The sequence below is a fragment of the Desulfovibrio sp. 1188_IL3213 genome, assembly GCF_036763145.1.
In the GTDB taxonomy this organism is placed as follows: Bacteria; Desulfobacterota; Desulfovibrionia; order Desulfovibrionales; family Desulfovibrionaceae; genus Desulfovibrio.
In genome coordinates, this window is the sequence record NZ_JBAIYR010000399.1 from 1 (window position 1) to 2,053 (window position 2,053).

Sequence of the window (2,053 nt, forward strand, 5' to 3'; positions counted from 1 at the left end):
CCGGGGCCGCTTGCGGCGCGGCAGAAGCGCAGACGACGGCTGCCGCAGCCAGAAGGGCCACAGCGCCGTGACGGAAAAATGCACAAAACGATGTATGCATGACGTTACTCCATTTTCACCGGGGGCCGCATTTTTCGTTAAGCCCGGACCCCAGACCTGTCAAGCTGGTAAATCACAGAAAAACAGTGAGATACAAGATACGCCCACATGCATGCGGAGTGAAACATGGTCTGCACCGGCAGCTTCACCCCGCATGGCCGCTGCATTCGCAGTGTCAGCCCGCTCTGCCATGCGGGGCATGCCTGATGAACGTGCCGTCTTCCAGTTCAAAAAAAGCCTGCCTCAGTTCCTCGTCCGTGTTCATGACAATGGGACCGCCCCAAGCTACCTGTTCGTGCAGGGGCGCGCCGGAAACCAGTACAAAACGCGCGCCTTCGGCCCCGCCCACAAGGCTCAGGCTGTCGCCGGGCGTGAACAGGCAGGCGTTTCGGTGCGGAATCACCCCGCCATCGCCGGGCAGTTCGCATTCGCCTTCCACCATATAGGCGAAGACCGTTTCCTTCGGGTTGGTTTCCATGCTCCAGAGCGCGCCGGGTTTGAGGCTTATATCCAGAAAAGTCACATCTACATGGTCGCCGCGCGTGGCTCCGGCCACATTCTTGTACTCACCGGCCACAACGGCCACACGGGCGCCGCCTTCTTCCGCCACCGGAACCATGTCGGCCCTGATATCCCTGTATTCCGGGTCCACCATCTTGCGGTCGCGGGGCAGGTTGATCCACAACTGCAGGCCGAGCATATGCCGTGAGGGCCGGGGCATTTCCTGATGCAGGATGCCGCTGCCCGCCGTCATCCACTGGCAGCCGCCGTCAACAATGCTTCCTGCATTGCCCAGGCTGTCTTCATGGTCAATGCGCCCGCGCATGAGATAGGTGAACGTTTCTATGCCCCGGTGGGGATGGGTGGGAAAACCCTTGATGTAGTCGTCGGGATTTTGAGAATCAAAGGCGTCAAGCATAAGAAAAGGATCAAAAGAGCGCACCGTGGGTGATCCAAGCACACGCACAAGCCGTACGCCCGCGCCGTCAACAGCCTTGCGCCCAGTGACCAGTTCAGCAATAGCACGTTTTTTCATGCCATCTCCTTTGGCGGGGCATACCCGCCTGTATGCAGAAAACTTGCTGCCGCCGCCGGAATGCTGTACCTGAAATCGGCACGCCTTTCATTACAGCGACGCCCAAGTTCTGCCGTGTCGTTTCACAGGTAAGCAGAAAACAGCCCAGGAAGCAACAGCACGCCGTTACGAGGCATGCCTTTCTGGGTCGCAAACAAACACTTTACCGGCGCCACACGCCGTTCAGCGATATGATATGCGCAATGCCGCACTGTTGAGCCTGCTGCTTGCAATGGCAGTTTTGAGCCAACCTCCCGCTTTTGCGGATGAACGTACCGACAGTCTTTCCTCCCCTGCACACAATCCGGCGCACGAGCAACCACACAACATCGGCGCGCTGCCGCCGGAAAAAGACGGGCCGCCACCGGAAACCTCCCCGCAAAGTGAAAGTTCCGCAGAAACAGGGCGGGCTGAAACAGATTCGGGCGCAGAAACAGGCCAGGCGGAACCAAAGCCGAACGCGGCGTCTCTGCCTGCCGAACTGCGCCAGCGCCAGCTTCCGCCGCTTGAAGAAATGGTGACATCGCCTTTTGGCCCGCGGCGCATGCCCACCTGGCAAGAATGGCGTGAAGAGGCATAGAGTCCTCCGCATCCGGGCATGGCAGGCCTTCCGCCATGCCCGGTGTTTCTGGGGGAGCAAACCGTATGGCACGGTTTACATCGGTGACGGTTTCCGCAAGGCGCTTGTGGCCCTGTGGGGTTCAACCGCCTGAGCGCTATTTTGTGGCGTAGATATGGTCCACAATGCTGCCGTCGCGATATTCTACAGTGCCTACCACCTTGTCGCCGTGCTCGTGGGGGCGGGGCTTGCCGGTCATGCGCACGGCCTGGTCGCGCAGGTCTTCAATGCCGCACACGGGCAGATGCGCATGGCGCAGC

3 protein-coding genes are annotated in these 2,053 nt (G+C 60.0%); 1 reads left to right on the forward strand and 2 read right to left on the reverse strand.

What is annotated here, in order from left to right; all coding sequences use genetic code 11:
* Positions 1-274: 274 nt before the first annotated feature.
* Positions 275-1,135: a pirin family protein gene (locus tag V6C16_RS11885; protein WP_333534876.1), complete on the reverse strand. Its 861-nt coding sequence runs from the start codon at positions 1,133-1,135 to the stop codon at positions 275-277.
* 235 nt (positions 1,136-1,370) lie between these two features.
* Between V6C16_RS11885 and V6C16_RS11890 the strand changes: the two genes are divergently transcribed.
* Entirely contained in the window at positions 1,371-1,754 is a 384-nt protein-coding gene (locus V6C16_RS11890) for a hypothetical protein (RefSeq protein ID WP_333543299.1), read from the forward strand.
* A gap of 136 nt (positions 1,755-1,890) precedes the next feature.
* Here V6C16_RS11890 and V6C16_RS15000 read toward each other — a convergent pair whose 3' ends face one another.
* Positions 1,891-2,052 carry a citrate lyase subunit alpha gene (locus V6C16_RS15000; RefSeq protein ID WP_442886226.1) on the reverse strand — a complete coding sequence of 54 codons (162 nt, stop codon included), beginning with the start codon at positions 2,050-2,052 and terminating at the stop codon, positions 1,891-1,893.
* Position 2,053 lies beyond the last annotated feature (1 nt).